This is a genomic window from Streptomyces sp. NPDC093094 (assembly GCF_044754345.1).
In the GTDB taxonomy this organism is placed as follows: Bacteria; Actinomycetota; Actinomycetes; order Streptomycetales; family Streptomycetaceae; genus Streptomyces.
The window spans coordinates 23260-48112 of sequence record NZ_JBIVOX010000028.1; the positions used below are offsets into that span (position 1 = coordinate 23260).

Below are 24853 nucleotides of genomic sequence, written 5' to 3' on the forward strand. Positions count from 1 at the left end.
CTGACAGCACAGAATCGGGCCGGCCCCGAAAGGCCGGTCCGATTCTGTCGACTCAGGGCCGAGGAGGGCCACTACGCCCGGTTTTGTCACCCGTACGAGTGATGTGATCCGCCGGGGAGCCCTCCGGGGGCGAGGAGCGCCGCGCGAGGAACCACGGCGAAGCCGCGGCCGGGTGACTCACGCGGCCCCCCACCGCACTCATCCGCGCAGCACGGCCCCGGTCCGCTCACCGGCGAGGGCGACGGCGGCGTCCCGCGCGGCCGATGCCTCGTCCACGGTCAGCGTGCGGTCACCGGCACGGAAGCGCAGCGCGTACGCCAGCGACTTGCGTCCCTCGCCCAGCTGCTCGGCGTTCTCGTACACGTCGAACAGCCGGATGGCCTCCAGCAGGGGACCCGCGCCCTCGCGCAGCGCGGCCTCCACCTCGGTCGCCGGCACCGGCTTGTCCACGACGAGCGCGACATCCTGCGTGGCGACGGGGAAGGCGGAGATGCCCGGCGCCTGGGGCACGCCGTCGCCGGCCCGCTCCAGCGCGTCCAGGTCCAGCTCCATGGCGCAGGCGCGCTCGGGCAGACCGAACGCCTTCACCACCCGCGGGTGCAGTTCACCGGCGTGTCCGACGACCTGCTCGGCACCGTCGGCGACGACCACGAACTGGGCGCAGCGGCCGGGGTGCCACGGCCCGTGGGCGCCCTTGCGGACGATCAGCTCCGCACCGGACTCCCGCGCGACCAGGCGTCCCGCCTCGACGGCGTCGGCCCAGTCGGCCGGACGGCCCTTGCCCCACCATCCGGCCTGCTCGCGGGCGCCCGCGAGGACGACGGCGGCATGGCGCGGCTGCTCGGGCAGCGCGGCGTCCAGCTCGGCGATCTCCTCGGCGGTGGGCCGGCGGTCGACCGACAGGTGCGTGGCCGCCCGCTGCTCCTCGCGCGGGTGGAAGACCAGTCCGGTCTCGAACAGCGCGAGGTCGTGCGAACCCCGGCCGTCGTTGCGGCGCAGCGCTCCGAGCAGGCCCGGCAGCAGCGTCGTGCGCAGCGCGGGCTCCTCGTCGTTGAGCGGGTTGACCAGCCTGACGACGCGGCGGGCCGGGTCGTCGGCCTCCAGGCCGAGCTGGTCGAAGACCTGCTCGCCGACGAAGGGGTAGTTCGGTGCCTCGACGTAGCCCGCGCCCGCCAGGACCCGGCCGACACGGCGGTGCAGACGCTGGCGGTGGGTCAGTCCGCGGCCGGACGGCGGCTTGGGCAGGGTGGACGGGAGGTTCTCGTAGCCCTCCAGGCGGATGACCTCCTCGGCGAGGTCGTTGACCTCGACGAGGTCGGGGCGCCAGGACGGGACGGTGACGATCAGCTCGTCCTGCCCGTGGACGTCGCAGCCGATCTCCTGGAGGCGGCGCACCACGGTCTCACGGCCGTAGGTCACACCCGCCACCTTGTCGGGGTGGTCGGCGGCGACGGTGACGGTGTGCGGCGCGGACGGTCCGACGACCTCGGTGACGCCCGCGTCGGCGGTACCGCCGGCGAGGAGGACCAGCAGATCCACGGTCCGCTGCGCGGCGGCCGCGGCGGCGGCCGGGTCGACGCCCCGCTCGAAGCGGCGCGACGCCTCGGAGGAGAGCTTGTGGCGGCGGGCCGTACGGGCGACGGAGACGGCGTCGAAGTGCGCGGCCTCGATCACCACGTCACCGGTGGCGTTCTCCAGGTCGTCGTGGTCGGCGATCTCGGTGTCGGCGCCGCCCATGACACCGGCGAGGCCGATGGGGCCGCGCTCGTCGACGATGACCAGGTCCTCGGCGTGCAGCGTGCGCTCGACGCCGTCGAGGGTCCTGAGCTTCTCGCCCTCTTCGGCACGGCGCACGCCGATGGTGCCCTGGACCAGCCTGCGGTCGTAGGCGTGCAGCGGCTGGCCGAGCTCCATCATCACGTAGTTGGTGACGTCCACGGCGAGGGAGATCGGGCGCATGCCGACCTTCTGCAGCCGGCGCTGGAGCCAGATCGGGGAGCGCGCCTCGGGAGCCAGGCCGGAGACGGTCCGGGCGGTGAAGCGGTCACAGCCGGCCTGGTCGGAGACCTCGACGGGGTAGCCGTACGCGTTCGGGGCCGGCACGTCGAGCAGCGCCGGGTCGCGCAGCGGCAGGCCGTAGGCGATGGCGGTCTCGCGGGCCACGCCGCGGATGGACAGGCAGTCGCCGCGGTTGGCGGTGACGGCGATGTCGAGGACCTCGTCCACCAGCTCCAGCAGCTCGACCCCGTCGCGGCCGATCTCGGTCTCCGGCGGCAGGACGATGATGCCCTTGGTGCCGTCGTCGCCCATGTTCAGCTCGTCGCTGGAGCAGATCATGCCGCGGGACATCCGGCCGTACGTCTTGCGCTCGGCGATCTGGAAGTCGCCGGGCAGCACGGCCCCGGGGAGGGCCACGACGACCTTGTCGCCGACCTGGAAGTTGCGGGCGCCGCAGATGATCTCCTGGGGCTCGCCGGTGCCGTTGGCCTGGCCGACGTCGACGGTGCAGAAGCGGATCGGCTTCTTGAAGTCCGTCAGCTCCTCGACGGTCAGCACCTGGCCGACGGCGAGGGGGCCCTTGAGGTCGTGGCCGAGCTGCTCGACCGTCTCGACCTCCAGGCCGGCCGAAATGAGCTTGGCCTGGACGTCACGGCCGGTCTCGCTCGCCGGCAGGTCGACGTACTCCCGCAGCCAAGAAAGCGGGATCCGCATCAGATCTCCATCCCGAAGGGCCGGGTGAACCGGATGTCACCCTCGACCATGTCTCGCATGTCATCGACGTTGTGGCGGAACATCAGCATCCGCTCGATGCCGAACCCGAAGGCGAAGCCGCTGTACTTCTCCGGGTCGACCCCGCAGGCGGCCAGCACCTTCGGGTTGACCATGCCGCAGCCGCCGAGCTCGATCCAGCCCTCGCTGGAGCAGGTGCGGCAGGGCCGGTCGGGGTTGCCGACGGACTCGCCGCGGCAGACGTAGCACACCATGTCCATCTCGGCGGACGGCTCGGTGAACGGGAAGAAGTTCGGGCGCAGCCGGGTCTTCATCCCCTCGCCGAACAGGGACTGGACCATGTGGTCCAGGGTGCCCTTGAGGTCGGCCATGGTCAGGCCCTCGTCCACGGCGAGGAGCTCGACCTGGTGGAAGACCGGGGTGTGGGTGGCGTCCAGCTCGTCGGTGCGGTAGACGCGGCCGGGGCAGATCACGTAGACCGGCAGCTCGCGGTCGAGCAGGGAGCGGATCTGCACGGGCGAGGTGTGGGTGCGCAGCACGACGCCGGACTCGGAGCCGCCGTCCGGACCCTCGACGAAGAAGGTGTCGGCCTCGCCGCGGGCCGGGTGGTCCGGGCCGATGTTGAGGGCGTCGAAGTTGAACCACTCGGCCTCGACCTGCGGGCCCTCGGCGACCTCGTAGCCCATGGCCACGAAGATGTCCTCGATGCGCTCCGACAGGGTGGTCAGCGGGTGGCGGGCGCCGGCCGGTACGCGGTCGTACGGCAGCGTGACGTCCACGTCCTCCTCGACCAGGACACGCGCGTCGCGCTCGGCCTCCAGCTCCGTCTGGCGGACCGCGAGCGCCTTGTTCACCGCGCCGCGGGCCTGGCCGACGAGCTTGCCCGCCGCGGCCTTGGCGTGCGGGGGCAGGGCGCCGATCTCGCGGTTGGCGAGGGCCAGGGGGGAGGTGCCGCCGGCGTGGGCGGTCTTGGCCTCCTGGAGCGCGTCGAGGGAGCCCGCTGCGGCGAAGGCGGCGAGCGCCTCGTCCCGCATGCGCTCGATCTCTTCCGGTTTCAACGCCTCGACCTCGACAGGGTCGTACGACTTATTCGGTGCCGACATCTCTTCCCGTGCTTCCGATTGGCTGGCGGATGGTCCCCGTGACCGGCCGGTGAGCTCGGCAGGGCCGTGAGCAGGACACAAAGGTGCCAAAGGCCGAGTCTAACGGGGTGGAGGTACGCGGATGCGCCCGTGGGCCACTAGGCGAGATACGCCGGGGCTGCCACGGGCAGGGTAAATCGGAACTCGGCTCCGCCGGCGGGGGCGCGGCCGACCGTGATGGTGCCGCCGTGGGCCTCGACGATGCCCTTGACGATGTAGAGCCCGAGCCCGGTGCCGCCGCGCTTGCTGCCCCGCCAGAAGCGGGTGAAGACGCGGTTCATGGACTCCTCCGGGATGCCGGGGCCCTCGTCGCTCACCGTGACCGACGTGCCGGTGTCCTCCCCCTCGCGGGGCGAGGCGGCGGGCCTCACCTCGATCGTGACAGTTCCCTCACCGTGCCGCACGGCATTTTCGAGGAGGTTGCCGAGCACCTGGTCGATCTTGTCGGGATCGGCCCACAGGTCGGGCAGCGGCTGCTCGATGCGCAGCAGGAACCGGTCGGCGGGCTGACCGGCGGCGACGTACGCCTGGATGTGCCGGCCGACGGCCGCGCCGATGTCGACGGGCTGGCGGCGCACCTCCAGGCGGCCGGAGTCGATGCGGGAGATGTCGAGCAGTTCGGCGATGAGCCGGGTGACACGGTCGGCGTCGGCGTCGACCGTCTCCAGCATCAGCCGTTTCTGGTCGTCGGTGAAGCGTTCCCACTTGGCGAGCAGGGTCGCGGTGAAGCCCTTGACGGAGGTGAGCGGGGAGCGAAGCTCGTGGGCGACCGTGGCGATCAGCTCGGCGTGGCTGCGCTCGGTGCGGCGGCGGGCCTCGGTGTCGCGCAGGCACACCACGACCCGGCTGACGGGGCCGGTGGGCTCGCTGCGCACGTAACGGGCGGAGGCCAGCACCTCACGGCCGCCGGGCAGGAGCAGGTTGCGCTCGGGCTGTCCGACGCGGATGGCGAGGCCGCCGTAGGGGTCGGTGAGCTGCCACCAGCGGCGGCCCTCCAGGTCCTCCAGCGGCAGCGCCTTGTCCAGCGGGCGGCCGAGCGCGTCGGCGGCGCGGACGGCGGTGATGCGCTCGGCGGCGGCGTTGAAGCAGATCACCCGGCCCCGCGCGTCCGCGACGACGAGTCCCTCGGGCAGGTCGTCGGGGTCTATCCCGAGCCCGGCGGCGCCGACACGGGTTCGGGCGCCGGAGGTGTGTTCGAGACCGGTGGGGGCGGCTCGGCTCGGGTCGAGGGGGCGTCCGGCTTCTCCTGCCCCCGGTGCGCTGCCCGTGCCGACGGTCATATCGCCGTGTCCCACCTCTCAGACGGCATGGGGGTGCCTCCCCGCTCGACGAGCGCGGCCGAGAGCTCGGTGGAGGTCGGCCCCCGGGCAGGTCACCCTACTAGCTCTGGGTGACGGAGCGGCAGCCTCCGGCCGCGCGCTGTGCACGGGCCGAGGCATACAGACATACGGCGGCGGCGGTCGCGAGGTTCAGACTCTCGGCCCGTCCGTGGATCGGCACGCGCACCACGGCGTCCGCGAGCGCGCGGGTCTCCTCGGGGAGCCCCCACGCCTCGTTGCCGAACACCCATGCCGTGGGGTCGCCCATGGTGCCCTTGTCCAGTTCCTCGTCGAGGTCGCGGTCCCCGGCCCCGTCGGCGGCGAGGATGCGCACACCCGCCTCCTTCAGCCCGGCGACGGCCCGCTCGACCGGGACTCCGACGGCGACGGGCAGATGGAACAGGGAGCCGACGGAGGCCCGTACGGCCTTGGGGTTGTAGAGGTCGACGGAGGCGTCGGTGAGGACGACCGCCTCGGCTCCGGCCGCGTCGGCGCAGCGCAGCACGGTGCCCGCGTTGCCGGGGTCGCGGACGTGGGCGAGGACGGCGACGAGCCTGGGGCGGGCGCGCAGGATCTCCTCGAAGGGCGTGTCCAGGAACCGGCACACCCCGACCAGCCCCTGCGGGGTGACGGTGGTGGAGATGTCGGCGACGACCTCCTCGGAGGCGAGGTGCACCCGCGCCCCGGCGTCGCGCGCCTCCCCGACGATGTCGGCGTACCGCTCCGCCGCCTCGACGGTGGTGAACAGCTCGACGAGGTGGTCCCCGTGCCCCGCCGCCTCCCGTACGGCCTGCGGCCCCTCCGCGAGGAACAACCGCTCCTTGCCCCGGAAGTTGCGCCTGGCGAGCCGTCGCGCGGCGGACACGCGGGGCGAGCGGGGGGAGATCAGCTCGGGGCTGGCTGGGGACATCGGTTCACCTTCATGTCTCGGCACCACACAGAAAACGACGGACCCGCAGGCATCAGCCCACGGGTCCGTCGGTCACGTCGGCTCAGGGCCGGCGCGGCGTCACGCAGCCTTCGGCGCGTTGACGTCGCTCGGCAGCGCCTTCTGGGCCACCTCGACCAGCGCGGCGAACGCGTTGATGTCGTTGACGGCGAGCTCCGCGAGGATCTTGCGGTCGACCTCGACGTTGGCGGCCTTCAGACCCTGGATGAAGCGGTTGTAGGTCATGCCGTTGGCGCGGGCAGCGGCGTTGATGCGCTGGATCCACAGCTGACGGAAGTCGCCCTTGCGCTTCTTGCGGTCGTTGTAGTTGTAGACCAGAGAGTGGGTGACCTGCTCCTTGGCCTTGCGGTACAGGCGCGAACGCTGACCGCGGTAGCCGGAGGCCGCCTCGAGGATCGCCCGGCGCTTCTTGTGGGCGTTGACTGCCCGCTTGACGCGTGCCACTTGTTAACTCCTTGTAGCGGGGCCGTGGTTGTCGTCACACGGCCCGGAAACGATTGGGTCCCGGTGTCGGTGGATCAGGCGCTGTGCGCCCGACCTCACTTGCCGAGAAGCTTCTTGATCTTCGCGGCGTCGCCCGGGGCCATCTCGGCGTTGCCGGTGAGGCGACGCGTCACGCGGGACGACTTGTGCTCGAGCAGGTGGCGCTTGCCGGCGCGCTCACGGAGCACCTTGCCGGAGCCGGTGACCTTGAAGCGCTTGCTGGCACCGCTGTGCGACTTGTTCTTCGGCATAGCGCCGTTCTCTCCTCGTCGGTGGCACTCCGGTGCCCGGTCCGAGAACCGGGCACGGTGGAGCGTCGCTCTTGTATCGGTTACGTCCTGGGGACTCGCGTCCCCCGGGATCACGCCTCGGCGGATGCCTCGGCAGGGGCCTCGACGGCCTCGGGCTCCGCGGCGTTGTCGGTGTCCGCGGCGTTCTGCGAGCGGCCGGGGTTGGCCTTCGCGTCGGCCTTGCGGGCCTCCTGCGCCTGGCGGGCCTCGGCCATCGCCTCGGTCTTCTTCTTGTGCGGACCGAGAACCATGATCATGTTCCGGCCGTCCTGCTTCGGGTTCGACTCGACGAAACCGAGGTCCTGGACGTCCTCCGCGAGACGCTGCAGCAGTCGGTAGCCCAGCTCGGGCCGGGACTGCTCGCGACCACGGAACATGATCGTGATCTTGACCTTGTCGCCCTGCTTGAGGAACCGGACGACGTGACCCTTCTTGGTGTCATAGTCGTGCGGGTCGATCTTCGGCCGGAGCTTCATCTCCTTGATGACCGTGTGCGCCTGGTTCTTGCGCGCCTCACGGGCCTTCATGGCCGACTCGTACTTGAACTTCCCGTAGTCCATGAGCTTGCAGACCGGCGGACGGGCGTTCGCCGCCACCTCGACCAGGTCGAGGTCGTACTCCTGCGCAAGCTCCAGGGCCTTGGCAAGCGGAACAATCCCGACCTGCTCGCCGCTGGGACCGACAAGTCGCACCTCGGGAACGCGAATCCGGTCGTTGATGCGGGGCTCGGCGCTGATGGATCCTCCTCGGTAGCACCACACGGCGGTCTGGCGGACGGCCGCGTACGTCTGTTTTCGTGAGACCTAACCGCGCCGAAGCACAAAAAATGCCCCGGACGATCACAGGCGGGGCTCCATACAACCGGAGCACCGCCGCGAACGATCGCGGGGCGCGCTTTCGGGCGACTCCATCGTCCGTACGGAACGATGGTGGCCGCCTGACCGGAGACCCGCCGTCCCGGAGGGCGGTCGGGTGGGAGAACGGAGCCTCCACTTGTGGGCCGGACACGTGAATGTCCAGCCGGTCGTTACACAAGGCTAGCAGCAAGCCGGGGGTGGTGCTAACCGGGCTGATCCGGGGCCTATCGTGAGAGGCATGAGTGAGACCTCTCCAGACACGCCCGCCTACGACGAGATGACCCGCGACATCGCGGAGGTGCCGGCGGTCGAGGTGATCGTGACGGTCGCCGTCAACCTGATGAGCGCCGCCGCGGTGAAGCTCGGCCTGACCGAGGAGGGCGACAAGTACAAGGACCTGGACGAGGCCCGCAAGCTGGTCACCGCCCTCGCCGGTCTGCTGGACGCCAGCACGACCGAGATCAGCTCCTTCCACGCCGCCCCGCTGCGCGACGGCCTGAAGTCGCTCCAGCTCGCCTTCCGCGAGGCGTCCGTCGTCCCGGACGAGCCGGGCCAGGGCCCGGGCGAGAAGTACACCGGGCCGGTCTACGGCTAGCCGGAGCTCATCCGCGTACGTACAGGGGCTCGCCGGGAGGCGTGGTCCCGGCCGGCAGCAGTGCCAGGTCGAGGCCGTGCACCAGGCGGGCCCTCAGCGTTTCGTCGGCCGCCAGCCGCCGCGCCACCGCCCGCGCGGCCTCGGCGGGCGGCACGGCCGGGTCCACGACCAGGGCGAGGGTGCCGTCGGCCTGGCCCGGGCCGAGGTGGGCGCTGAGCACGGCGGGCTCGGCGGCGACCGCCGTGCGCACGGCCTCCACGACCGCCGGGTCGGCCAGCGGGTCGGTGCTGGTGCGGCCCTCGGCGAGGGCCAGCAGCGCGGGCCCGGTCAGCTCGAACGCCACCGGCCCCGCCAGGTCCAGCACCACCGTGTCGGCCTTCTCGTGCGCGGCCGCCCGGAGCGCCTGGTGCAGCGGCACGGCGACGGGGCGGGCCTCGGGGTCCCAGCGGGCCAGCGAGTCGGTCGAGGTGAAGGCGGGCAGTGCGGTGCGGCCGCCGGCCTTCAGGGTGGGCACGGCCATGTCGCTGGTCTTCTCGCGGCGCAGCCCGTTCTCGTCCTCCTCGACCTCGCCGAGCACGGCCACGACGGGCACGAGCAGCCGGGCGCCCTTGAGTGCCTGAAGCACCGGGCCGACAGCGGTGCGGTCCTCGGCCCAGGCCGCGAGGGCCGCGGCCAGCCGGGGGTCGGCGGAGCCGTCGTCGTCGCGGAAACCGGGGTCGGGGATGTTCTTGTTCACGCGCCCGACCCTATCGGGGGCCGGTCCCTCACCTGTTTCTCAGGGTTCCCGTACGTGGATCTAACGTCCGTCTTACGGCGCGCACATACAAGGCCCCGACGATCTCGGTCATGCAGTCGTCCGGAGTCCCCCGCCGCCGCCGTCCGCTCCTGTGGTCCCTGTGGTTCCTGTGGTCCGCTCTCGCCTGTGCCGTCGTGATCGCCGGTGCGGCCGCCGGGGTGGCCCATGTGCGGGTGCCCGCGCCGAGGGCCGTATCGTCGCCCACCGGGTCCGGGACGGGGTCCGTGGCGACGGACGGGGAGGCTGCCGTGGAACCTGTGGTGGAGCCGGCGGAGGACCAGGACGCGCTGCTGGCCGAGGCCCTGGAGGCGCTGTCCGTGCCGGACGGGGTCCGGCTGTCCGTCGCCGTGCTGGACCTGGCGTCCGGGGACCGCGCGGTGCACGGCGCAGGCTCCTACGACACCGCGAGCATCGTGAAGGTCGACATCCTGGCGGCACTGCTGCTGCGGGCGCAGGACGAGGGCCGGTCGCTCACCGCGGCCGAGAAGACGTACGCCGCCGCCATGATCGAGCACAGCGACAACGCCTCCGCCTCCGCCCTCTGGGAGTCCATCGGGCGCGCACCGGGTCTGGACGCCGCCAACGAGCGGTTCGGGATGACCGGCACACAGGGCGGTGACGGGGCGCTGTGGGGACTCACGCAGACCACGGCCTCGGATCAGCTGGTGCTGCTCCGGCAGGTGTTCGGGTCCGGGTCGGAGCTGAGCGAGGAGTCCCGGACCTATGTCCAGGGGCTGATGGGGCAGGTCGTCGCGGGGCAGGACTGGGGGGTGTCCGCCGCCGCGGACGGGGCGGGGTGCGCGCTGAAGAACGGGTGGCTGCCGCGGACCGCGACGGGGCGGTGGGACGTCAACAGTGTGGGGCGCGTCGCCCTGGACGGGCGGGCGTACCTGGTCGCGGTGCTGTCCGACGGGAACGCCACGATGGACGACGGGGTCGCGTTGGTGGAGGGCGCGGCGGTGGCGGCGGTGGGGGTTCTCGCCGAGTCGGCGTAGTTCGGTGCGGCCGCTCAGCGGTTCGGCTCAGCCGTTCAGTGGTTCGGTGCAGCTGTTGTGGCTCGCCGGTCGCGGTCTCCGGGCCGCAGGGGATCCGTCGTCGCAGGGGATCCGTCGTCGTACAGGTGCGGGTCGCTGTCGGCCGGTCGCGCAGTTCCCCGCGCCCCTCGGGTGTCGGCGTGCGGGATGCCGCCGGAGTGCCGGGGCGTCTCCCGTGACCTTCACGGGGTTCGTCTGCGGCCTCGCCAGAGGATTACCGCCACCACCAGCAGGGCGCCGCCGGCCGTGCCCGCCAGGGGGGCCGCCCAGTCCGCCGGGCCCGTGTCGGGCTTCGCCTCGTCGGGGCCTTCGCCGAAGTACTTCTTGCCGTACGCCGCCGCGCTGAGGCCCTCCGGCTCCAGACGGGCCGCCGCCTCGACGGCCGCCGCCGGGTCCACGAAGCCGAAGCCGCGGGAGTCGTCGCGGCCGCCCTCCGGCGCGTTGCGGGCCGTGCCCTCCAGGAGCTTCTTGATCTGGGCGGGGGTCAGACCGGGGTGGGCGGACTTGACGAGCGCCACGGCCCCGGAGACGAAGGCGGCCGCGGCGCTGGTGCCCCAGCCCTCGTAGTACTTGCGGTCGGGGTCGGCGATGATGACGTCGACGCCGGGGGCGCTGACCGTGGCGTACCAGCGCCGGGTGGAGAAGGAGGCGCGGGTGCCGAACTTGTCGACGGCGGTGGCCGCGATGACACCCGGGTACGCGGCCGGGTAGGAGATGTGGTCGCCCTTCTCACCGCCGTTGCCGGCGGAGGCGACGACCACGGAGCCCTTCTTCAGGGCGTACTGGACGGCCTCGTCCTCGGCGGGTTCGGGGTGCGCGGACTTGGAGTCGTCGCCGAGGGAGAGGTTGATGACGTCGGCGCCCTGGTCGGCGGCCCAGCGGATGCCGTCGGCGAGGGCGTTGCCACGGGACTTGCGGGCCTTGGCACGGGCCGGGTCGCCGTCCTCGAGGATCACCCTGACCGGGAGGATCTTCGTGGCGGGGGCGACCCCGAGGACGCCGTCGGCGCCGCCGGGACCGTGTCCGTGGCCGGCGATGATGCCGGCCATCGCCGTGCCGTGCCGAGCCCAGGCACGGTCGCCCCTGCCCGCGCCGAAGCCGACCATGTCCTTGGTGGTCAGGACGTTTCCGACCAGGTCGGGGTGGCTCGCGTCCACGCCGGTGTCGAGGACGGCGACCGTGATGCCCTCACCCTTGGTGGTCCTCCAGACCTCGTCGGTGTGCATGGCCTCCAGCGCCCACTGCTCGCCCCGTATCGAGTCGGCGTGGGCGGCGGTCGGCGGCACCAGGGCGAGGGACGCGGCCAGGAGGCTCCCGAGGAGGGCGGTCCTGGCGGTCGTACGGCGGGTCATGACGGCTGCTCCGTGGCCGTGGCGGCATGTCTGCGCAGGCCGCGCTCGATGCGGTCGGCGAGGCCCTGCGCCTCGTGGCCGAGGCCGGCCTGGGCGGACGCGGCCGTGGCGTCGTCGCGCATGGCCTCGGCGGCGGGCTGGGGGTCGTCGACCCTGCGGGCGTCCGCCCAGCCCGAGACGGCGTAGACGACGACGGGTGCGTCGGTCAGCACCGAGACGGTCCAGGAGGCGCGCTGCCGGGTGCCGAAGCCGGCGGCGACGGTGCCCTTCGCGGCGTAGGGGCGGGGCATCAGATCGGTGCGGCGGGCCAGGTTCTCCGTCTCGAACTGCCGTTCCAGGGAGCGCATGGCAGGCGCCTCGGCCTCGGTGAACAGCAGGCCGACGGTGGTGACATGGCTTCCGGTGGCATCGGCGTAGGTGGCGCGCAGCAGACGCTCGCAGCCGACGGGGGCGAGGGCCTTGCCCAGCAGCGGGTCGAAGGCGCCGGCGCAGCCGGTGTCCGGGGCGACGGCGACCCGGGTCCAGGTGCGGTCGGCTCCGCCGGGGCCGGCGCCGCCGCCCTCCACGGTGGGCGGGAACAGACCGTCGACCGGCATGTTGTGCCACAGGTCGCCGGCGGCGGCGAAGGCACTGCGCTGCCGCTCCTCGGCGGAGTCGCCGACCAGCCAACTGCCGGTCACCGCGCCGCCGATGAGGCCGAGCCCGAGCACCACGCAGGCGGTGGCCACGGCGGTGCGGCCGCGGCCGCGCGGGGCGCGTCCCCGGTCGTCGTACGTCTCCGGCTGCCCGAACGTCACGACGGGCCGCGTCTCGGGAGGAGCCCAGGAGTCGAAGGCGTCGGGGCCGTGGGGGTGCGAGGTGGGGGGCATCGGCGGGGGGAGGACGGGGGCGGGTTCCTGGGCTTCGGCCGGGAGCGGGCGGAGGCGGGTGGTGATCTCCTCGGGTATCCCGCCCGGCGCCCCGGCGGCGCCCGGCGGCGCGTCCGGGAAACGGGCGGATGCCCGCGGAGGCGGGGGCACCGCCTCACCACGGGGCCGCTCTCCGGCGGCCCCCGGCCTCGGGAGACGGGGCACCTCACCGGACCGGCCACGCCCGGACGGAAACGCCCCGGAGGCGGACCGGGGCCCCTGGCCGGAGAGCGACGCGGAGCCGGGCGCGGCCGCCCCGGAGGCCGAAGCAGATACAGCGGCCCCCTGACCGGAGGCCGGGCGCGACGGGACACCGGGAACGGACGGGGCGGAGGCCGGACGAGGACCCGGCGCGGATGCAGACACAGCAGGGCCCTGACCGGAGGCCGGGCGCGACGGGGCGCCGGGAACGGACGGGGCGGAGGCCGGACGAGGACCCGGCGCGGATGCAGACACAGCAGGGCCCTGACCGGAGGCCGGGCGCGACGGGGCGCCGGGGACGGACGGGGCGGAGGCCGGGCGGGGAGGGGCGGCGGGGGGCGGCCACGGGGCTGTCCCCCGGGTGGGCTCGTCCCCGCGGGACGGGCCGGACGCTGCGGGCGCGGGGGCGCTCCCCCGGGGCTCGGACGGACGGGGGGCCTGCGGGTCCGCGGGCGGAGGGGGCGAGGCCGGCATCGGCGGGGCGGAGGGGCGCGGGGGGACGGGGGCGCGCTGCGCTTCCGTGCTCATGCACCCCCCGTTCCCTCGTGCCGTGACGGCGTTCCTCGTGCCGTGCCCGGTGCGCCCGCGAGCGCGTGTCCATGTGCCCGTGAGCGTGTCCTCGGTGCGCCTGCGGACGCCCTCTCGGTGCGTCGGCGGACGTACCCGCGGTGCGCCTGCGGGTGGTCTCGCCGGTGGTGCGAGCGCCTCGCCGGTGCGCCTGCGGATGCCTCGTCGGCGCGTGTGCGTGCGCGTCACTCTACGGGTTGCCCCGGCCCCGGGGGGAACCGGTCCACGAGCCGGAGGCATCTGCCCGGATCGTCCCCCTACCCTGCGGTAATCCTGTCTGGCAGGCTGCGTCCATGACTGCGCGCGCCGCCGACCGGGCCCGTTACGACCGGGCCACCGCCCATCTCGACGCCCCCGTCGCGATCGTGGATCTGGAGGCATTCGACGCCAACGCGGACGATCTGGTCCGGCGGGCGGGCGGGAAGCCGGTCCGGGTCGCCAGCAAGTCCGTACGCTGCCGGGCCCTGCTGGAACGCGTGCTGGCCAGGGACGGCTTCGCCGGGATCATGTCGTACACACTGGCCGAGTCGCTGTGGCTGGCCCGCTCCGGGTTCGACGACGTGCTGCTGGCCTACCCGTCGGCCGACCGGGCCGGTTTCGCGGAACTGACGGCCGATCCGAAGCTGGCCGCGGCGGTGACGGTGACGGTCGACGACGTGGCACAGCTCGATCTGATCGAGGCGTCCCGTGCGGGCGGCCGCGAAGTGGTGCGGGTGTGCCTGGAGTTGGACACGTCCCTGAAGCTGCTCGGCGGCCGCGTGCGGGTCGGCGCGCTGCGCTCCCCGCTGCACTCCCCCGCTCAACTCGCGGAAGTGGCCCGGGCGGTGACCCGGCGGCCGGGCTTCGAGGTCGTGGGGATCATGGCGTACGAGGGCCATGTCGCGGGCGTGGGCGACGCGGTGGCCGGCCGGCCGCTGCGGTCGCGGGCGATCCGGCTGATGCAGTCGGCGGCCCGCCGGGAACTGGCGGAGCGCCGGGCGGCGGCGGTGCGGGCGGTGCGTGCCGTGGTGCCGGGTCTGGAGTTCGTCAACGGCGGCGGCACGGGCAGTGTGCAGCACACGGCCGCCGAGGACGCGGTCACGGAGATCGCGGCGGGGTCCGGACTGTACGTGCCGCGGCTGTTCGACAACTACACCTCGTTCAGCGGGCGTCCGGCCGCGCTCTTCGCGCAGCCCGTCGTCCGCCGGCCCGGGGTGGGGGTGGTGACCGTCCTGGGCGGCGGCTACCCGGCCTCCGGTGCGGCGGGGCCCGACCGGCTCCCGGTGCCGTATCTGCCGGAGGGGCTGCGCTACGACCCCCAGGAGGGCCCCGGCGAGGTGCAGACGCCGCTGCTGGGCTCCCCGGCCGACGATCTGCTGGTCGGCGACAAGGTGTGGTTCCGGCACGCGAAGGCCGGCGAGCTGTGCGAGCGCTTCGAGACGCTGCACCTGGTGGAGGGGGACGAGGTGACGGCGACCGTGCCGACGTACCGGGGCGAGGGCCGGACCTTCCTGTAGGCCCCCCGGGCCCGGATGCGCGCACGGACCGGGGACGCGCACCCTCGCCCGGAAGGCGCACCCGGACCCGGAAGGCACACCCGCCGCTCAGTCGGACGGGCCCACGCTCGTGCCCACGCCGCCGCCGGTGTCCGCGTCGCCGACGGGCCGGATGCCGTCGGTGATCAGGTCGATGTCGGTGAGCGGGGGCCCGTCCTCGCCCGCGTCGAGGACGAACCGGACGACGACGGGCGACCCGACGCCGACGGTGGACGGGAAGACGAGCGACTGCACGTATCCGCCGGGCCCCTCGGCGGTGCTGACCCGCCAGCGCACGTAGTGCCCGGCGCGTCCGGCCACGGCGACCGGTCCGGCGGCGACCTGCCGGTGGGAGGTGATGCCGCCGTAGGGGCGCCGGTCGATCCGGTTGCGGCCGTACGCCTCCTCGGCGGCGTCGGCGATGTCCTCCTCGGCGAGGGCCTCGGGGGTCTTCCCGTCCGAGCTGACGGTGCGCGAGCTGACGAGGCCGTGCCGGCACACGCCCCAGTCGCCGGGACAGTCGTAGGTGCCGTCGGTGGTCATCACGACGGAGTTGTCGGTGACGTGCTCGGGCGGGACCCAGCCCTCGGGCAGCGGGAAGGTGATCCCGTTGAGCTGGTCCACGACGACGGACGGATCCCCGGTGTCCGGCGCGGACTCCTCCGTCTCCGGGGAGGACGGGGCCGGCCCGGTCGTCGGGGGTGCGGCGGTGAACGGGGTGGTCGGCGCGGGGTCGGACCGGGTGCCGCTGCCGTCGTCCCCGCCGCCCAGCACGATCGCGCCGGTGGTGATCGCGGCGACCAGGACCGCTCCGGCCACCGTCAGAGCCACGGCTCTGGCCCGTCCCGGGCCGTCGGCGGCGGGCACGGCGACGGTCACCGGCGGCCCCGTGGGCCCGGGGGCACGCCGGTGCTCGGTCCAGGCGTTCCCGTCCCACCAGCGCTCCACGTGCGGGGCATGGGGGTCGGGGTACCAGCCGGGCGGTGGTGTCATGCTCATCCCGGCACTCTAGGGGGAGCCCTACAGGGGCGTGACGTACGCCCCCGAGATCCCGCCGTCGACCAGGAAGTCGGTGGCGTTGACGAACGAGGAGTCGTCGCTGGCCAGGAAGGCGACCGCGGCGGCGATCTCGTCGGCCTCGGCGAACCGGCCGAGCGGGATGTGCACCAGGCGGCGCGCGGCGCGCTCGGGGTCCTTGGCGAACAGCTCCTGGAGCAGCGGGGTGTTGACCGGTCCGGGGCACAGGGCGTTGACCCGGATGCCCTCCCGGGCGAACTGCACGCCCAGTTCGCGGGACAGGGCGAGGACACCGCCCTTGGAGGCCGTGTAGGAGATCTGGGAGGTCGCCGCGCCCATCCTCGCCACGAAGGAAGCGGTGTTGATGATGGAGCCCCTGCCCTGGCGGCGCATGTAGGGCAGCGCGGCCTTGCAGCACAGGTAGACGGAGGTGAGGTTGACCTCCTGGACGCGCTTCCACGCCTCCAGGCCGGTCTCCAGGATGGAGTCGTCGTCGGGCGGGGAGATCCCGGCGTTGTTGAAGGCGATGTCGACGCTGCCGTAGGTGTCGTGCGCCGCCCGGAACAGTGCCTCGACCTGTCCGGGGTCGGTGACGTCGACCTCGACGAACAGTCCGCCGACCTCGTCGGCGGCGGCCTTGCCGCGGACCTCGTCGATGTCGCCGCAGACGACGTGGGCTCCCTCGGAGGCGAGGCGGCGGGCGGTGGCGAGGCCGATGCCGCTGCCGGCTCCGGTGATGACGGCGGTACGGCCGACCAGGCGGCGGCAGACAGGGGTGTCGGTCACTGTGCGGGGCCCTCCGTGCTGATGAAGACGTTCTTGGTCTCGGTGAAGGCGGTCAGTGCGTCCGGCCCCAGCTCGCGTCCGAGGCCGGACTGCTTGAAGCCGCCGAACGGGGTCCAGTAGCGGACGCTGGAGTGGGAGTTGACGGACAGGTTCCCGGCGCGGACGGCCCGGGAGACCCGCAGGGCGCGGCCGATGTCGCGGGTCCACAGGGAGCCGGAGAGGCCGTAGGGGGTGTCGTTGGCCAGACGGATCGCGTCCTCCTCGTCGGTGAACGGCAGCAGGACGGCGACGGGGCCGAAGATCTCCTCGCGGGCGGCCGCCGAGTCGGGCCGCTCGCCGGTGAGCACGGTCGGCGGGAACCAGAAGCCGGGCCCCTCGGGCGCGCTGCCGCGCAGGGCGGGGGCGTCGTCGGGGACGTAGGAGCGGACGCGGTCCAGCTGTCTGCGGGAGATCAGCGGGCCCATCTGGGTCTTCTCGTCGGCCGGGTCGCCCACGACGACCGAGGCGAGGGCGTCGGCGAGCAGGGCGCGGACCTCGTCGTAGACCGGTTCCTGGACGAGGACGCGGGTGCGGGCGCAGCAGTCCTGGCCGGAGTTGTCGAGGAAGGAGAAGGGGTCGGCGGCCGCTTTCAGGTCGGCGTCGGCGAAGACGATGTTGGGGCTCTTGCCGCCGAGTTCGAGGGTGACGCGCTTGAGCAGGGCGGAGCCCTTGGCCAGTACCTGCCTGCCCACGGCGGTCGACCCGGTGAAGACGATCTTCGCGACGCCGGGGTGCTCGACGAGGGCGTTCCCGGTGACCGGGCCGTGGCCGGGCAGCACCTGGAGGAGGCTCTCGGGCAGACCGGCCTCCAGGGCGAGTTCCGCGAGGCGCAGAGCGGTCAGGGGGGTGGTCTCGGCGGGTTTGACCAGCACGGCGTTGCCGGCGGCGAGGGCGGGGGCGGCACCCCAGGCGGCGATGGGCAGGGGGAAGTTCCAGGGGGCGATGACGGCCACCACGCCGAGCGGTTCGAGGAAGGTGACGTCCAGGCCCCCGGCCACCGGGATCTGGCGGCCGGTCAGGCGCTCCACTCCCCCGGCCGCGTAGTCCAGCAGGTCACGGACGTTGCCGGCCTCCCAGCGGGCGTTGCCGAGGGTGTGGCCGGCCTCTCGGACCTCCAGCCGGGCCAGTTCCTCGCGGTGCTCGTCGACGGCGACGGCGAACCGGCGCAGCAGCCGCGCCCGCTCGCCCGGTGCCAGGGCGGCCCAGAGCGCCTGCGCGGCGGCGGCGCGGCGGACGGCGGCGTCCACGTCGTGCGGGCTCGCCGCCGGGACGGTGGCGACGACCTCTTCGGTGGCCGGGTTGAGCACCTGGAGCTCGTCGGGCAGACCGGAGAGCGCGGACGGGTCGGACGGATCGGGCAAGGGGTGCCTCACATGCGTTCGAAGGAGCGGCGCAGCTCCCAGTCGGTGACCGCGGCGTCGAAGGCTTCCAGCTCGACGCGTGCCATGTTGCGGTAGTGCGCGACGACCTCGTCGCCGAAGGCGGCCTTGGCGATCGGGCTGTTCTCCCACAGCTCGGCGGCCTCGCGCAGGGTGGTGGGCACGTGCTCGTAGTCGCCGGCGTAGGCGTTGCCCGAGCAGGGTTCGGGCAGCTGGAGCCGGTTCTCGACGCCGTGGAGGCCGGCGGCGACCAGTCCGGCGACGGCGAGGTGCGGGTTGACGTCGCCGCCGGGCAGACGGTTCTCGAAGCGCAGGGAGCGGCCGTGGCCGACGACGCGCAGGGCGCAGGTGCGGTTGTCACGGCCCCAGGCGACGGCGGTGGGCGCGAAGGAGCCGGGCTGGAACCGCTTGTAGGAGTTGATGTGGGGGGCGTAGAGGAGGGAGAAGTCGCGCAGGGCGGCGAGCTGTCCGGCGAGGAAGTGCCGCATGACGTCGGACATGCCGTCCCCGGCGGCCATGACGCCGGCGCCGTCGGCGTCGGTGAGCGAGAGGTGGATGTGGCAGGAGTTGCCCTCGCGCTCGTTGTACTTGGCCATGAAGGTGAGCGACACGCCCTCCTGCGCGGCGATCTCCTTGGCGCCGGTCTTGTAGACCGCGTGCTGGTCGCAGGTGACCAGGGCCTCGTCGTAGCGGAAGACGATCTCGTGCTGGCCGGGGTTGCACTCGCCCTTGGCGGACTCGACGGTGAGGCCGGCGCCCGCCATGTCGTTGCGCAGCCGCCGCAGCAGGGGTTCGACGCGGCCGGTGCCGAGGATGGAGTAGTCGACGTTGTACTGGTTGACGGGGGTCAGTCCGCGGTAGTGCGCGTCCCAGGCCGCCTCGTAGGTGTCCCGGAAGACGATGAACTCCAGCTCGGTGCCGACCTGGGCGGTCCAGCCGTGCCCGGCGAGGCGCTCCAGCTGGCGGCGCAGGATCTGGCGGGGCGCGGCGACGACCGGGGTGCCGTCCTCCCAGGCGAGGTCGGCGATCAGCATCGCCGTGCCGGGGTTCCAGGGGACGCGGCGCAGGGTGGCCGCGTCGGGGTGCATGGCGAAGTCGCCGTAGCCGCGGTCCCAGGAGGACATGGCGTAGCCGTCGACGGTGTTCATCTCGGCGTCGACGGCGAGGAGGTAGTTGCAGCCCTCGGTGCCGTGGCGGAGGACCTCGTCGAGGAAGAAGCGCGCCGCGAACCGCTTGCCCTGGAGGCGGCCCTGCATGTCGGGGAAGGCCAGGACGACGGTGTCGATCTCGCCCGCGGCGACGAGGGCGTGCAGTTCCTCGACGCCGAGCGGGGGTGTGCGGTCTGTCACGGGAGGGCCTCCTCGGGGCTTCCTCGTTCTCCTTCGACCAGCCGAGCCATAAGGTATTGCCGGAAACCATTGCTTGGGAAGGGGGCACGGCGGGATGCCGGAGGACGCGGCCGGAGCGGGTGACCGGCTGACGGCGGTGCTGCGGCCGGTACGGGCGGGCAACGGGTTCGAGGAGGCCCTGGAGCAGATCCTCCAGGTCGTCCGGCTCGGCCTGGTGCCCGTCGGCGGGCGGCTGCCGGCGGAGCGGGAGCTGGCGGAGCGGCTGGGGATCAGCCGGGTCACGCTGCGCGAGGTGCTCAAGGTGCTCCAGGAGCAGGGCCTGCTGGAGTCGCGGCGGGGCCGGTACGGCGGCACGTTCGTGCTGCCCCGCCGGGACGCCACGGGCGAGGACGAGCTGCGGCGGCGGGTCGCCGGGGTCGACGTGGAGGACGTGCTGCGGTTCCGGGAGGTGCTGGAGGTGGGCGCGGCCGGGCTCTGCGCGGCGCACGGGCCGGCGGACGGGCGGGGCGAGCGGCTGCGCGAGGCGCTGGCCCGGACGCACGACGCGCCGCTGGCGGACTACCGGCGGGCGGACACGCTGCTGCATCTCACCCTGGCCGAGCTGTCCGGCTCCCCCACGCTGGCCGCCCGGTACGCGGCCGTGCGGGCCACGGTGAACGACCTGCTCGACTGCATCCCGCTGCTGGTGCGCAACCTGGAGCACTCGCAGCACCAGCACACGGCGCTGGTGGAGGCGGTGCTGGAGGGGGACGCGGACGGGGCGCGGGAGATCATGCGGGAGCACTGCGCGGGCACGGCGGCGCTCCTGCGGGGGTTCCTCACCTGAGGACCCCTTCCGTACGGCGGCCCGGGGACCGGCACGGCAAAGGCACCGGCAAAGGTATCTGCACAGTCCATTGAGAGCGCGGGAGAGCACATGGCGGACAGGCCGCTCGTCGGGATCAGCACGTACCTGGAGGCACGGACGCGCTGGGGCGTATGGGATCTGGAGGCCGCGCTGCTCCCGGCCGGGTATCCCCGGCTGGTCCAGCGGGCGGGCGGGCTCGCCGCGATGCTGCCCCCGGACACGCCGGACCATGCCGAGGAGACGGTCGCCCGGCTGGACGGGCTCGTGATCGCCGGCGGCCCCGACGTCGACCCGGCCCGCTACGGCGCCGAGCGGGACCCGCGCACGGGGCCGCCCGCGCACGCGCGGGACGCCTGGGAACTGGCCCTGATCCGGGCGGCGCTGGCCGCCGGCACCCCGCTGCTGGGTGTCTGCCGGGGCATGCAGCTGCTGAACACCGCTCTGGGCGGCACTCTGCTCCAGCACATCGACGGCCATACCGAGAGCCCCGGCGTCTTCGGCCGGCACCCGGTGCGGCCGGTCCCCGGCACGCGGTACGCCGGGGCGGTCCCCGAGGAGACCTCCGTGCCGACCCACCACCACCAGGCGGTCGACCGCCTCGGCACCGGCCTGCTCCCGTCGGCCCACGCGGCCGACGGCACGGTGGAGGCGGTCGAGCTGCCCGGCCCGCACTGGGTGCTCGGGGTGCAGTGGCATCCGGAGATGGGCGAGGACCCACGGGTCGTGCGCGCCCTGGTCACGGCGGCGGCCCGCCACGCCGGCCCGCCCGCGCCGCTCACCTGAGAGGCCGCCCCTCCACGGCCCCTCCGCGGCCGCCCTCCGCGGCCGACTCCTCACAGCCGCCCGACCCGGACGCCCCGACCCGGACGAACCGACCCGGACGAACCGACCCGGCCGGCCCTCCACGGCCCCCCTCCGCGGCCGGCTCCTCACAGCCGCCCCGATCCGGCGGCCCGATCCGGACGGCAGCTCCTACCCCCGGGTCAGCGACAGCAGGTCCCTCGCCGGGCCGGTCGGGCGGTGACCGGTCGGCCAGACCGCGCGCAGGGAGCGCTCCAGGGTGACGCCGTCCAGAGGAACGCGCACCAGACGGCGCATGGCCAGCTCCTCCCCGACGGCGAGCTCGGACAGGACGGCGGGTCCGGCGCCGCCCACCGCGGCCGCCTTGACGGCCGTCGTGGAGGACAGCTCGATCAGCGGGCGGGCGAGGCCGCCGAGGGCCGCGTCGAGGACCTGACGGGTGCCGGAGCCCTTCTCGCGCAGGATCAGCGGCGTGACCGACAGCTCGTCCGCGGCCAGCGGGCGCCCGCGGCGGGCCCAGGGATGAGCCGGGGCGGTCACCACGATCAGACGGTCATGGGCGATCACCGCCGAGTCCAGTCCGGCGGGGACCGTCAGCCCCTCCACGAACCCCAGGTCGGCCTCGTCCGCCAGCAGCCGCTCGGCCACGGCGAGGGAGTTGCCCGCGAGCAGGGACACGGCCGTGTCGGGCCGCTGGGCGCGCAGCGCGAGCAGCCACCCGGGCAGCAGATACTCGGCGATCGTCATGCTGGCGGCGACCCTCAGTCGGGAGTCGCGCCGGTCCCGCAGGGCCTGGGCGCCCGCGTCGAACGCCTCCGCCGCCTCCACCACCCGCCGCGCCCAGTCCGTCACCAGCGCGCCCGCGTCCGTGAGACGGGAGCCGCGCGGCGAGCGGTCCACCAGGGCGACACCCAGCTGGCGTTCCATCGAGCGGACGCGGCTGCTCGCGGCGGGCTGGGTGATGCCCACCTCCCGGGCCGCCGCGCCGAGGCTGCCCAGCCGGGCGACCGCGAGCAGCAGCTCCAGCGCGCCCAGGTCCGGCACCCGGTGCGCCAGCGAACCCCCGCCCGGCCGGGTGTCACCGATCTGCCCATCCCTGCTGCTCATAACCTCACCTTATGCCCTCATAGGAACATCATCCCTGGTGACGACCCGACGGCGGGGAGACCGTGGGGCCATGGTCACCGCCGCCCATCCCCTGCCCGCGTCCGCTCCGTCCCGCCGCCCCCGCGCGGCCTCCGTCCGGCACCTCGGCCCGAACTGGTACGCCACGGTCATGGGCACCGCGATCGTCGCCGGCGCGCTGCCGCCGCACGCACCCGGGCCGGACGCGCTGCGCGCCGCGGTCTGGACGCTCTCCCTGGTGCTGCTGGCGGTCCTGCTGACCGCCCGCGCCCTGCACTGGCGCCATCACCGCGACCAGGCCCGCGCCCACCTCCTGGACCCGGCGACGGCGCCCTTCTACGGCTGCCTGGCGATGGCGCTGCTGGCCGTAGGCGGCGGGGCGATGACCGCCGGGCAGGTCTGGATCGGCCCGCGGGCGGCGCTCGCCCTCGACGCCGTGCTGTTCAGCGCCGGTACCGCCGTGGGGCTGGCCGCGGCCGTGGCCGTGCCGTACCTGATGGCCGTACGGCACCGGGTGACGCCGGAGCAGGCCACGCCGGTGTGGCTGCTGCCGCTGGTCGCGCCCATGGTGTCGGCGGCGCAGGGGCCGCTGCTGGTGCCGCATCTGCCGGCCGGACAGGCCCGCGAGACACTGCTGCTCGGCTGTCTCGCGCTGTTCGGGCTGAGCCTGCTGGCCACGCTGGTGATGCTGCCGCTGGTGTTCGCCCGGCTGGTCGCCGGCGGCCCGCTGCCGCTCGCGCTGACCCCGACGCTGTTCCTGGTGCTCGGCCCGCTGGGCCAGTCCACCACCGCCGTCGGCAACTTCGCCGACGTGGCACCGGGTGTGGTGCCCGCCCCGTACGCCGACGGCTTCGGCGTCCTGGCCGTCCTGTACGGCGTGCCGGTCATGGGCTTCGCCCTGCTGTGGCTGGGGCTCGCCACGGCGCATGTGCTGCGGGCCCGGCGGCACGGGATGGGCTTCGCGATGACGTGGTGGGCGTTCACCTTCCCGGTGGGCACCTGTGTCACCGGCGCGCTGTCGCTGGGCCGGCACACCGGGCTGCTCGCCTTCGACGCGCTCGCGGCGGCGCTGTACGCCGTCCTGGCCGGCGCCTGGGCCGCCGCCGCGATCGGCACGGTCAGGGGGCTGCGGGGCGGAGAGCTGCTCGCAGGGCCTCGCCCAGCACCCGCGGTGCCTCGGCCAGCGACGGCCCGTACCAGGTGAGGTGGCGGCCGCCCACGAGCGCGCAGGGCAGCCCGGGAAACGCCTCGGGGCCGTCGTCGGCGGTGAAGCGGTAGGGCTCGTCCGGCAGCACGACCACGTCCGGGGCCGCGGCGACGAGTTCCTCCAGCGCGATGCGCGGATAGCGGTCGGCGTGCCCGGCGTGGAGATGGTCCACGCCGAGGCGGGCCAGCACATCGCCGGCGAAGGTGTCCCGGCCCAGCACCATCCAGGGCCGCCGCCAGATCGGCACCACGGCCGTCGCACGGCCCGGGAGGGCGGGCGGCGCCGCCCAGGCGGCCTCGGCCTCGTCCAGCCAGCGCGGCCGTGCCGTGGCCCCGCAGGCACGCAGGACGCGCTCCAGTTCGGTGAATGCCTGCGGCACGTCGCGCACCTCGGTCACCAGCACCTCGACGCCCGCGGCGCGCAGGGCGGCCAGATCGGGCTCGCGGTTCTCCTCCTCGTTGGCGACCACGAGATCGGGGCCGAGGGCGAGGATCCGGTCGAGCGCGGGGTTCTTGGTGCCACCGATCCTGGTGACACCGAGGCCGGCAGGGTGGGTGCACCAGTCGGTCGCGCCGACCAGGACACCGGGCACGGACACGGCCACGGCCTCGGTGAGCGACGGCACCAGCGAGACGATCCTCATGGGCGCTTCCGGTCCTCGACGGCCTCGATGTGGTCGGCCACGGCCACCACGACCACACGGGTCTCCGGCACGGTCGCCCGCCAGCGGTGGCGCACTCCCCCGGTCAGATACAGCGTGTCGCCGCGGCCCAGACGGTAGGCCCGGCCCTCCGCCTCGATCTCCACACCGCCGTCGGCGACGAACAGCAGCTGGTCGTTGCGGTGCTGGAACTCCCGGCCCGCCTCGTGGCCGCCGGTGAACTCCGAGGCGTGCATCTGGTGGTGGCCTCGCACCAGGGACCGCACCCGCGGTTCGGGGTGCGGTTCGGGGTCCTCCGCGCGGACGACGTCGACGGTGCACGCCGGGTCGGCGGCGGCGAGCAGTTCCACGGCCGTGGTGCGCAGCGCGTCGGCGACCTTCTCCAGGGAGCCGGTACTGGGCCGCGCGCGGTCGTTCTCGATCTGGCTCAGGAAGGGCACCGACAGGCCGCTGCGTTCGGCCACGACGGCAAGGGTGAGCTCCAGCGCACGACGACGACGCCGCACGGCCGCGCCCACGCGCAGAGGCTGCTCCTTGTGGTCGCCCATCGCTCCGGCTCCCTCCTTCGCCCGTCGGTCCGGTCGCGGATGCCCTTGTTCCGGCGAGTTCTCCGCCGCGTCCCGTGCCGGGTCCCCGGCCGAGTCCTCCGCAGGGTTCTCTGCACCCTACGCAGGTTCGGCAGACCGTTGCATGCGACCGCCGCATCGACGACACATTGTCGGAGGTCCGACCTCACAGTTCACGCCAGCCGACAGGGTCGTTCCGGGTTCAATGCGTGAGGACCCGCGCATGTTCCCGATGCCCGGAAACGCTCAGCGTCGAACTCGGCGGGGATCCCGGCCCGCTCAGGGGCCCCGGCGTGGCTCTGCGTGGTTGGCCGGATCCCTGCGGTGGCCGGTCCGGGG

23 protein-coding genes are annotated in these 24853 nt (G+C 73.9%); 6 read left to right on the top strand and 17 right to left on the bottom strand.

Translation table 11 applies throughout. The features are described 5' to 3' along the window. Window positions 1-198: 198 nt before the first annotated feature. From pheT to infC, 7 genes are all read right to left on the bottom strand, one after another. Window positions 199-2712 carry a phenylalanine--tRNA ligase subunit beta gene (pheT, locus tag ACIQGV_RS36465; RefSeq protein WP_402502968.1) on the bottom strand — a complete coding sequence of 838 codons (2514 nt, stop codon included), beginning with the start codon at window positions 2710-2712 and terminating at the stop codon, window positions 199-201. Further along, the gene (pheS, locus tag ACIQGV_RS36470) at window positions 2712-3833 is read right to left on the bottom strand and encodes a phenylalanine--tRNA ligase subunit alpha (RefSeq protein WP_402502970.1); all 1122 of its coding nucleotides are present in this window, start codon (window positions 3831-3833) and stop codon (window positions 2712-2714) included. Before pheS ends, pheT begins: the two co-directional genes overlap by 1 nt. Window positions 3834-3970: 137 nt before the next feature. After that, window positions 3971-5152: an ATP-binding protein gene (locus tag ACIQGV_RS36475; RefSeq protein WP_402502972.1), complete on the bottom strand. Its 1182-nt coding sequence runs from the start codon at window positions 5150-5152 to the stop codon at window positions 3971-3973. A gap of 100 nt (window positions 5153-5252) precedes the next feature. Beyond that, window positions 5253-6101 carry a TrmH family RNA methyltransferase gene (locus ACIQGV_RS36480; RefSeq protein WP_402502976.1) on the bottom strand — a complete coding sequence of 283 codons (849 nt, stop codon included), beginning with the start codon at window positions 6099-6101 and terminating at the stop codon, window positions 5253-5255. A gap of 99 nt (window positions 6102-6200) precedes the next feature. After that, complete coding sequence (gene rplT, locus ACIQGV_RS36485; protein WP_402502978.1) at window positions 6201-6584, bottom strand: 50S ribosomal protein L20; 384 nt, start codon at window positions 6582-6584, stop codon at window positions 6201-6203. Window positions 6585-6679: 95 nt separating this feature from the next. Continuing rightward, complete coding sequence (gene rpmI / locus ACIQGV_RS36490; protein WP_004933563.1) at window positions 6680-6874, bottom strand: 50S ribosomal protein L35; 195 nt, start codon at window positions 6872-6874, stop codon at window positions 6680-6682. A gap of 110 nt (window positions 6875-6984) precedes the next feature. Then, entirely contained in the window at window positions 6985-7674 is a 690-nt protein-coding gene (infC, locus tag ACIQGV_RS36495) for a translation initiation factor IF-3 (protein WP_402502980.1), read from the bottom strand. A 334-nt stretch (window positions 7675-8008) separates the two neighbouring features. On the opposite strand from infC, the gene ACIQGV_RS36500 reads away from it, so the two are divergent. After that, on the top strand, window positions 8009-8365 hold the full coding sequence (locus tag ACIQGV_RS36500) for a DUF1844 domain-containing protein (RefSeq protein ID WP_402502982.1): 357 nt from the start codon (window positions 8009-8011) through the stop codon (window positions 8363-8365). Between the two features lie 7 nt (window positions 8366-8372). Here the strand turns inward: ACIQGV_RS36500 and ACIQGV_RS36505 are convergent, their stop codons facing one another. After that, the gene (locus ACIQGV_RS36505; RefSeq protein WP_402502985.1) at window positions 8373-9101 is read right to left on the bottom strand and encodes an SseB family protein; all 729 of its coding nucleotides are present in this window, start codon (window positions 9099-9101) and stop codon (window positions 8373-8375) included. A gap of 110 nt (window positions 9102-9211) precedes the next feature. On the opposite strand from ACIQGV_RS36505, the gene ACIQGV_RS36510 reads away from it, so the two are divergent. Beyond that, window positions 9212-10156 (top strand): serine hydrolase, encoded by a 945-nt coding sequence (locus ACIQGV_RS36510; RefSeq protein ID WP_402502987.1) that lies wholly within the window; start codon window positions 9212-9214, stop codon window positions 10154-10156. A gap of 221 nt (window positions 10157-10377) precedes the next feature. Here the strand turns inward: ACIQGV_RS36510 and mycP are convergent, their stop codons facing one another. Together mycP and ACIQGV_RS36520 are read right to left on the bottom strand one after the other, a co-directional pair. Beyond that, entirely contained in the window at window positions 10378-11547 is a 1170-nt protein-coding gene (mycP, locus tag ACIQGV_RS36515; protein WP_402502990.1) for a type VII secretion-associated serine protease mycosin, read from the bottom strand. Then, on the bottom strand, window positions 11544-12344 hold the full coding sequence (locus tag ACIQGV_RS36520; RefSeq protein WP_402503106.1) for a hypothetical protein: 801 nt from the start codon (window positions 12342-12344) through the stop codon (window positions 11544-11546). The genes mycP and ACIQGV_RS36520 overlap by 4 nt, the downstream gene beginning before the upstream one ends. A 1172-nt stretch (window positions 12345-13516) precedes the next feature. Here ACIQGV_RS36520 and ACIQGV_RS36525 point away from each other — a divergent pair. Further along, complete coding sequence (locus ACIQGV_RS36525; protein ID WP_402502993.1) at window positions 13517-14719, top strand: amino acid deaminase/aldolase; 1203 nt, start codon at window positions 13517-13519, stop codon at window positions 14717-14719. Between the two features lie 87 nt (window positions 14720-14806). Here ACIQGV_RS36525 and ACIQGV_RS36530 read toward each other — a convergent pair whose 3' ends face one another. The 4 genes from ACIQGV_RS36530 to ACIQGV_RS36545 are packed head-to-tail and all read right to left on the bottom strand — an operon-like array spanning window position 14807 to window position 19307. Further along, complete coding sequence (locus ACIQGV_RS36530; protein ID WP_402503108.1) at window positions 14807-15730, bottom strand: DUF2510 domain-containing protein; 924 nt, start codon at window positions 15728-15730, stop codon at window positions 14807-14809. Window positions 15731-15757: 27 nt separating this feature from the next. Further along, window positions 15758-16540, bottom strand: a complete 783-nt coding sequence (locus tag ACIQGV_RS36535; RefSeq protein WP_402502996.1) for a 3-oxoacyl-ACP reductase — start codon at window positions 16538-16540, stop codon at window positions 15758-15760. Continuing rightward, on the bottom strand, window positions 16537-17940 hold the full coding sequence (locus ACIQGV_RS36540) for an aldehyde dehydrogenase family protein (RefSeq protein ID WP_402502999.1): 1404 nt from the start codon (window positions 17938-17940) through the stop codon (window positions 16537-16539). The genes ACIQGV_RS36535 and ACIQGV_RS36540 overlap by 4 nt, the downstream gene beginning before the upstream one ends. Window positions 17941-17948: 8 nt before the next feature. After that, window positions 17949-19307, bottom strand: a complete 1359-nt coding sequence (locus tag ACIQGV_RS36545) for a glutamine synthetase family protein (RefSeq protein ID WP_402503002.1) — start codon at window positions 19305-19307, stop codon at window positions 17949-17951. A 94-nt stretch (window positions 19308-19401) separates the two neighbouring features. On the opposite strand from ACIQGV_RS36545, the gene ACIQGV_RS36550 reads away from it, so the two are divergent. Beyond that, window positions 19402-20133, top strand: coding sequence for a FadR/GntR family transcriptional regulator (locus tag ACIQGV_RS36550; RefSeq protein ID WP_402503003.1), 732 nt, complete (start codon window positions 19402-19404; stop codon window positions 20131-20133). A 90-nt stretch (window positions 20134-20223) separates the two neighbouring features. Beyond that, complete coding sequence (locus ACIQGV_RS36555) at window positions 20224-20937, top strand: gamma-glutamyl-gamma-aminobutyrate hydrolase family protein (protein WP_402503005.1); 714 nt, start codon at window positions 20224-20226, stop codon at window positions 20935-20937. Between the two features lie 189 nt (window positions 20938-21126). On the opposite strand, the gene ACIQGV_RS36560 is transcribed toward ACIQGV_RS36555, so the two are convergent. Beyond that, the gene (locus ACIQGV_RS36560; RefSeq protein WP_402503008.1) at window positions 21127-22062 is read right to left on the bottom strand and encodes a LysR family transcriptional regulator; all 936 of its coding nucleotides are present in this window, start codon (window positions 22060-22062) and stop codon (window positions 21127-21129) included. A gap of 70 nt (window positions 22063-22132) precedes the next feature. Here ACIQGV_RS36560 and ACIQGV_RS36565 point away from each other — a divergent pair, with 70 nt between their 5' ends. After that, complete coding sequence (locus ACIQGV_RS36565) at window positions 22133-23284, top strand: TDT family transporter (protein ID WP_402503011.1); 1152 nt, start codon at window positions 22133-22135, stop codon at window positions 23282-23284. Here the strand turns inward: ACIQGV_RS36565 and ACIQGV_RS36570 are convergent. Together ACIQGV_RS36570 and ACIQGV_RS36575 are read right to left on the bottom strand one after the other, a co-directional pair. Then, complete coding sequence (locus tag ACIQGV_RS36570) at window positions 23199-23930, bottom strand: helical backbone metal receptor (protein ID WP_402503013.1); 732 nt, start codon at window positions 23928-23930, stop codon at window positions 23199-23201. The two genes, ACIQGV_RS36565 and ACIQGV_RS36570, sit on opposite strands and share 86 nt — an antisense overlap. Continuing rightward, window positions 23927-24496: a helix-turn-helix domain-containing protein gene (locus ACIQGV_RS36575; protein WP_402503016.1), complete on the bottom strand. Its 570-nt coding sequence runs from the start codon at window positions 24494-24496 to the stop codon at window positions 23927-23929. Before ACIQGV_RS36575 ends, ACIQGV_RS36570 begins: the two co-directional genes overlap by 4 nt. Window positions 24497-24853 lie beyond the last annotated feature (357 nt).

Coding starts and splice junctions, on each gene's coding strand:
- pheS (WP_402502970.1), bottom strand. CDS start 3,833: ATGTCGGCACCGAATAAGTCGTACGACCCTGTCGAGGTCGAGGCGTTG.
- ACIQGV_RS36510 (WP_402502987.1), top strand. CDS start 9,212: ATGCAGTCGTCCGGAGTCCCCCGCCGCCGCCGTCCGCTCCTGTGGTCC.
- ACIQGV_RS36555 (WP_402503005.1), top strand. CDS start 20,224: ATGGCGGACAGGCCGCTCGTCGGGATCAGCACGTACCTGGAGGCACGG.
- ACIQGV_RS36550 (WP_402503003.1), top strand. CDS start 19,402: ATGCCGGAGGACGCGGCCGGAGCGGGTGACCGGCTGACGGCGGTGCTG.
- pheT (WP_402502968.1), bottom strand. CDS start 2,712: ATGCGGATCCCGCTTTCTTGGCTGCGGGAGTACGTCGACCTGCCGGCG.
- ACIQGV_RS36560 (WP_402503008.1), bottom strand. CDS start 22,062: ATGAGCAGCAGGGATGGGCAGATCGGTGACACCCGGCCGGGCGGGGGT.
- ACIQGV_RS36480 (WP_402502976.1), bottom strand. CDS start 6,101: ATGTCCCCAGCCAGCCCCGAGCTGATCTCCCCCCGCTCGCCCCGCGTG.
- ACIQGV_RS36475 (WP_402502972.1), bottom strand. CDS start 5,152: ATGACCGTCGGCACGGGCAGCGCACCGGGGGCAGGAGAAGCCGGACGC.
- ACIQGV_RS36525 (WP_402502993.1), top strand. CDS start 13,517: ATGACTGCGCGCGCCGCCGACCGGGCCCGTTACGACCGGGCCACCGCC.
- ACIQGV_RS36575 (WP_402503016.1), bottom strand. CDS start 24,496: ATGGGCGACCACAAGGAGCAGCCTCTGCGCGTGGGCGCGGCCGTGCGG.
- rpmI (WP_004933563.1), bottom strand. CDS start 6,874: ATGCCGAAGAACAAGTCGCACAGCGGTGCCAGCAAGCGCTTCAAGGTC.
- ACIQGV_RS36530 (WP_402503108.1), bottom strand. CDS start 15,730: ATGACACCACCGCCCGGCTGGTACCCCGACCCCCATGCCCCGCACGTG.
- ACIQGV_RS36500 (WP_402502982.1), top strand. CDS start 8,009: ATGAGTGAGACCTCTCCAGACACGCCCGCCTACGACGAGATGACCCGC.
- ACIQGV_RS36570 (WP_402503013.1), bottom strand. CDS start 23,930: ATGAGGATCGTCTCGCTGGTGCCGTCGCTCACCGAGGCCGTGGCCGTG.
- mycP (WP_402502990.1), bottom strand. CDS start 11,547: ATGACCCGCCGTACGACCGCCAGGACCGCCCTCCTCGGGAGCCTCCTG.
- ACIQGV_RS36565 (WP_402503011.1), top strand. CDS start 22,133: ATGGTCACCGCCGCCCATCCCCTGCCCGCGTCCGCTCCGTCCCGCCGC.